Source organism: Intrasporangium chromatireducens Q5-1 (genome assembly GCF_000576575.1).
GTDB lineage: Bacteria > Actinomycetota > Actinomycetes > Actinomycetales > Dermatophilaceae > Intrasporangium_A > Intrasporangium_A chromatireducens.
The window spans coordinates 1-5,499 of record NZ_AWQS01000245.1 but is presented as its reverse complement, the minus strand read 5'-3'; the positions used below and the strand labels follow the sequence as shown (position 1 = coordinate 5,499).

5 protein-coding genes are annotated in these 5,499 nt (G+C 72.5%); 3 read left to right on the top strand and 2 right to left on the bottom strand.

All coding sequences use genetic code 11. From position 1 onward, the window contains the following. Positions 1–15: 15 nt before the first annotated feature. Together N864_RS18715 and N864_RS18710 are read right to left on the bottom strand one after the other, a co-directional pair. Positions 16–885 carry a slipin family protein gene (locus N864_RS18715; RefSeq protein WP_081794032.1) on the bottom strand — a complete coding sequence of 290 codons (870 nt, stop codon included), beginning with the start codon at positions 883–885 and terminating at the stop codon, positions 16–18. Beyond that, positions 858–1,370 (bottom strand): NfeD family protein, encoded by a 513-nt coding sequence (locus N864_RS18710; protein ID WP_051518790.1) that lies wholly within the window; start codon positions 1,368–1,370, stop codon positions 858–860. Before N864_RS18710 ends, N864_RS18715 begins: the two co-directional genes overlap by 28 nt. A gap of 203 nt (positions 1,371–1,573) precedes the next feature. Between N864_RS18710 and N864_RS18705 the strand changes: the two genes are divergently transcribed. The 3 genes from N864_RS18705 to N864_RS18695 all read left to right on the top strand — a co-directional run. Then, positions 1,574–4,132, top strand: a complete 2,559-nt coding sequence (locus tag N864_RS18705; RefSeq protein ID WP_205621001.1) for a DEAD/DEAH box helicase — start codon at positions 1,574–1,576, stop codon at positions 4,130–4,132. Between the two features lie 67 nt (positions 4,133–4,199). Then, positions 4,200–4,748, top strand: coding sequence for a DUF2231 domain-containing protein (locus tag N864_RS18700; protein ID WP_034720704.1), 549 nt, complete (start codon positions 4,200–4,202; stop codon positions 4,746–4,748). Next, the coding region (locus tag N864_RS18695; RefSeq protein ID WP_051518789.1) for an acyl-CoA thioester hydrolase/BAAT C-terminal domain-containing protein at positions 4,735–5,499 on the top strand (765 nt) is incomplete at its 3' end. The genes N864_RS18700 and N864_RS18695, both read left to right, overlap by 14 nt.

Genomic DNA, 5,499 nt, shown 5'->3' with positions numbered 1-5,499 from the left:
AACCGGAGTTTGCGCTCAGTCGACGGGTGAGGTGTGGGGGGTCGGGGTCGGTCGGTTGTCCGCGGGCGGCACGGGCTGGTCGGGACGCACGGGCTGGTCGGGGCGCACGGCTCCGTCGGTGGGGGCGTCGAGGGGACGCATCGACAGGACCGTCCGCAGGATGTCGAGCGGCAGCGGGATGATCGCCGACGACGTGCTCGAGTTGCCCAGCTCGGCCAAGGTCTGCAGGTAGCGCAGCTGCAGGGCCGCCGGGTTGCGACTCATCACGTCGGCGGCGTTGGTCAGCTGTGCCGACGCCTGGTACTCGCCCTCGGCGTTGATGACCTTGGCACGCCGTTCCCGCTCGGCCTCGGCCTGCCGGGCAATGGCCCGCTGCATGCCCGCCGGCACGTCGACGTCCTTGATCTCGACGATGAGGACCTTGACGCCCCACGGCTCGGTCTGCTGGTCGATGACCTGCTGGAGGTCCTCGTTGAGCCGCTCCCGCTCGGACAGCAGCGCATCGAGGTCGGCCTTGCCGAGCACGGCCCGCAGCGAGGTCTGGGCGATCTGGTTCGTGGCGGCGGCGTAGTTCTCCACGTCGACGATCGCACGGTTCGCGTCGATCACGCGGAAGTAGGCGACCGCGGTGACCCGGACCGGGACGTTGTCGCGGGTGATGACGTCCTGCGGCGGGATGTTGAGGGTGACGACGCGCAGGTCGACCCGCACCATCCGGTCGACCGCCGGGATGAGCAGCGTCAGGCCGGGCTGCTTCAGCTCGATCAGCCGGCCGAGCCGGAAGACGACTCCGCGCTCGTACTCCCGCAGGATCCGGACCGACGCCCCAGCGAGGGTCACGCCGAGGACGGCGAGGATCACGATGACAGCGATGAGGGCGTCCATGCCGACTGCTCCTCCCCTGCAGCGGGCCGACGGATCGACACCGTCAGGCCGTGCAGCTCCGAGATGACTACTGTCTGGCCGGGCTCGGGCCGGGGGTCGGCCCAGCCATAGGCGAGCCGGGCGCGCCACAGGCTGCCGCCGACCGCGACCTGGCCCTCGCGGTAGCGCCAGGTGCGCACCGTGGCGACCTGTCCCACCAGCGACTCCGGACCGGTGCGGACCCGCTGGCGTCGCGCGAGCAGGACCTCCCGTCCGGCGAGCAGGGTCGCCCCACCGCCGAGGAGGGCGACGACCGAAGCGACGGGGACGGCGACGAGCAGCGGGATCCCCGCGCCCGCCATGGTCAGGCCGATGCCGGCGACGATCGCCAGCACGCCGGCGAGGCCGAGGATGCCCCCGGTGGAGGCGTGCGCCTCGGCGACCACCACGGCGGCGCCCACCACGACGAGCACCACACCCAGCACCACCACGTCCACGTCGATCACCCTCTTCACCCTGGCGGGCGGAGTGGCGCGAACGTCGGCCCCAACTCGCTCAAGATCTCACGCGGCTTTCGCTTTCACGATAACGCCGAAGGCTGGGTAAAGCCCCCGCGGGCGAGCGTGGAGGATCGGCCACGTCCTGGTGTGCCGATCCTCCACACACAGAACCACGCGTGACAGCAACCGCCCGGGCGGCGGCATACGGTATGGCGGTGAACCTCACCAAGCGCATCCCGCGCGACCCAGACGCGGACTCGCTCTACGAGGCCTTCACGAGCTGGACGACCGAGCGTGGGCTCACGCTCTATCCGCACCAGGACGAGGCGTTCCTCGAGGTGCTCTCCGGCAGCAACGTCATCCTTTCGACGCCGACCGGCTCGGGGAAGTCGCTCGTCGCGACGGCGGCGCACTTCACGGCCCTCGCCGAGGACCGCGTCTCGTTCTACACCGCGCCGATCAAGGCCCTCGTCTCGGAGAAGTTCTTCGCGCTCGTCGACCAGTTCGGCGCGGAGAACGTCGGCATGATCACCGGTGACGCGTCCGTCAACGCCGACGCCCCGATCATCTGCTGCACCGCCGAGATCCTCGCGAACCTCGCTCTGCGAGAGGGCAGCTCGGCCGACGTCGGCCTCGTCATCATGGACGAGTTCCACTTCTACAGCGAGCCGGACCGGGGCTGGGCCTGGCAGGTGCCGATCCTCGAGCTGCCCCAGGCGCAGTTCATCCTCATGTCGGCGACCCTCGGCGACGTGACGCTGTTCCGCGACGACCTGACCCGGCGCACCGGCCGTCAGACGGCCGTCATCACGGGGACCGAGCGGCCGGTGCCACTCGAGTTCACCTATGCCGTCACGCCGATCCACGAGACGATCGAGGAGCTGCTGGACCACGACCGGGCGCCCGTCTACGTTGTCCACTTCACCCAGGCGGCGGCCCTCGAGCGCGCGCAGGCCCTCGTCGGGCTCAAGGTCACGACGCGCGAGGAGCGGGAGGCCATCGCCGAGCGGATCGGCGGCTTCCGCTTCGGCGCCGGCTTCGGCCGGACCCTGTCCCGGCTCGTGCGGCACGGGATCGGCGTCCACCACGCCGGCATGCTGCCCAAGTACCGCCGCCTCGTCGAGCAGCTCGCCCAGGACGGCCTGCTCAAGGTCATCTGCGGCACCGACACGCTCGGGGTCGGCATCAACGTCCCGATCCGGACGGTCCTGCTGACCGGGCTGACGAAGTTCGACGGGACGAAGCAGCGGCTGCTCAAGGCCCGCGAGTTCCACCAGATCGTCGGCCGGGCCGGCCGGGCGGGCTTCGACGCCCGCGGCTGGGTCGTGGCCCAGGCGCCGGAGCACGTCGTCGAGAACCTCCGCGCCGAGACCAAGGCCGGCGACGACCCGAAGAAGCGCCGCAAGATCCAGCGGAAGAAGGCACCCGAGGGCTTCGTCGGGTGGAGCGAGGAGACCTTCGACAAGCTCATCGCCGCGGAGCCGGAGGCGCTGCAGCCGCGGCTGCGCGTCTCCCACGCGATGCTCGTCAACCTCCTTGCCCGAGAGGGCAACCCGGTCGCCCATGCCGCGCGGCTGCTGACCGACAACCACGAGGACGAGACGCGCCAGCGGCGGCTGCGGCGGCACGCCCTCGTGCTCGCCAAGGAGCTGCTCACGTCAGGGGTCGTCGAGCGGCTCCCGAGCGCCGAGTCGGACGGGCGCCGCTACACGTTGACGATCGACCTGCAGCGGGACTTCGCCCTCAACCAGCCCCTCGCGCCGTTCGCGCTCGCGGTCGTCGAGACACTCGACCCCGAGTCCGAGACCTACGCGCGCGACCTCGTCTCGGTCATCGAGGCGATCCTCGAGGACCCCCGACAGGTGCTCTGGGCCCAGGAGTCGAAGGCCCGCGGCGAGGCCGTCGCGGCGATGAAGCTCGACGGCATCGAGTACGACGAGCGCATGGAGCGGCTCGAGGACGTCACCTGGCCCAAGCCGCTGGCCGACCTGCTCGAGGTCGCCCTCGCCGCCTACCGGCAGTCGCATCCGTGGATCCCGCCGGAGGCGCTCTCGCCGAAGTCGGTCGTCCGGGAGATGTACGAGCGGGGGATGACGTTCACCGAGTTCGTCTCGCAGTACGGCCTGTCCCGCTCCGAGGGCCTGCTGCTGCGCTACCTCAGCGACGCGTACCGGGCGCTGCGGCACACGGTGCCGGAAAGTGCGCGCAACGACGAGTTCGAGGACCTCGTCGAGTGGCTCGGCGAGATGGTCCGGCAGACCGACTCGAGCCTGCTCGACGAGTGGGAGGACCTCGTCAACCCGTCCGAGCCGGTCGCCGAGCGGGGCGAGGTGGCGCCGCCGGTTCGGCCCATCACCGCGAACGAGCGCGCCTTCATGGTGCTGCTCCGCAACGCGATGTTCCACCGGGTCGAGCTCGCCGCCCGGGACCAGTGGGAGGCACTCGGCGAGCTGGAGGCCCGGGTCGCCGAGCTGACCGACCCGCCCCAGCGGGTGCAGCTCGACGCGGCCGGTTGGAACGCGGCCCTCGGCGCCTACTACGACGAGCACGACTCGATCGCGACCGACCAGGCGGCGCGCTCCCCCGCCCTGCTCCAGGTGGCGCGGGAGCCGGCCCGCTGGCTGCTGCGCCAGGTCATCGTCGACCCGCGGGGCGACCTCGACTGGGGGATCACGGCCGAGGTCGACCTGCCGGCGAGCGACGAGGCCGGCGCCGCCGTGCTGACCGTGACCGGCATGGCGCGCCTCGGCGACTGGGATCGCCCCTAGGCTGGGGCCTGCTCGGGCGCCGCCGAGTTCGTGCCCACCCACCCCCACTGAGCCCGGAGGTCCTCTCGTGCCGGACACCATCGGCGGCCTGCCCGTCCACCCCCTCGTCGTCCACGCGGTCGTCGTCCTCGTCCCGCTCGCGGTGCTGCTGCTCGTCGCCGCCCTCGCGTCGGCGACCGTGCGCCGCCGCGCCGGCATCGTCACCCCCGTCCTGGCCACCGTCGCCTTGGCACTCGTGCCGATCGCGACGGACAGCGGCGAGGGCCTCGAGCGCCGGCTGCCCCGGACCGACCTCATCCGCACCCACGCAGAGCTCGGCGACACGCTGGCGCCGTGGATGGCCGGGGTGGCCCTCGCCGCCTGTGCGCTGTGGTGGTTCGCCCGGCCCCGCCGCAACGCCGACGGCGCCGCCAACACCACCGACACGCCGGACAAGCGCCCCTCGAGCCTGCCCGGCGGGCGGCGCTGGTTCGCCATCGTCGCGGTCGTCGGCGTGGTCGCCGCCGTCGGCACCGCGGTGCAGATCGTGCGCATCGGCGACTCCGGCGCCCGGGCGGTCTGGCAGCAGACCGGCTCGCTGCAGCCGGCGAGCGACAGCGGTCATGGCATCGACTGACCTGCCCGACCTCCACCTCGCGCGGCCGTCCTCCCCGAACGGCACGGGCGTGCTCGTCCTGTCCGGCTCGAGCGGGCGGGTCGAGGTCGCCCGCGCGGACCTGCTCGCCCGGCAGGGCGTGCAGGCCCTGACGTACCGCTGGTTCGGCGGCCCCGGGCAGCCCCCGGGGATCTGCGAGCAGCCCCTGGAGCTATTCGAGCCGGCGCTCGACCTGCTCGCCACCGAATGCGAGCGCATCGTCCTCGTCGGCGTCAGCAAGTCCGCAGAAGCCTTCCTGCTGTATGCCGCTCACGACCCTCGCGTCGACGGTGTCGTCGCGCTCGCGCCGAGCCACGTGGCGTGGGCGAACGTCGGTGCCGGCGCCGACGGACAGAGCCGACCGCAACGGTCGTCGTGGTCCTGGCGGGGCGTGCCGGTCCCGTTCGTCTCCTACGACGACGACCTCCCGGTGGCGGGCGACCCGCCCGAGTTCCGGCCGGTGTACGAGCACAGCCTCCGCGCCTACCCGGCCGCCGTCGACGCGGCCCGGATCCCGGTCGAGCAGATCTTCGCCGAGGTCGTCCTCGCCGCCGGCGAGGACGACCGGGTCTGGCCCGCCGCGGACTCAGCGCGCGAGGTCGAGGCGCGGAGAGCGGCATACGGGCTACCGACGACGCTGGTGACCCATCCGAGCGCCGGGCACCGGGCGGTCCTGCCGGGAGAGCCCGCCGCCGGCGGCGGCGCCCGCATGGCCCGCGGTGGCAGCGCGCAG

What these genes read in the sequence shown, in the direction of transcription:
- N864_RS18715 (WP_081794032.1), bottom strand. Translation starts at nt 885, where the DNA reads ATGGACGCCCTCATCGCTGTCATCGTGATCCTCGCCGTCCTCGGCGTG.
- N864_RS18705 (WP_205621001.1), top strand. Translation starts at nt 1,574, where the DNA reads ATGGCGGTGAACCTCACCAAGCGCATCCCGCGCGACCCAGACGCGGAC.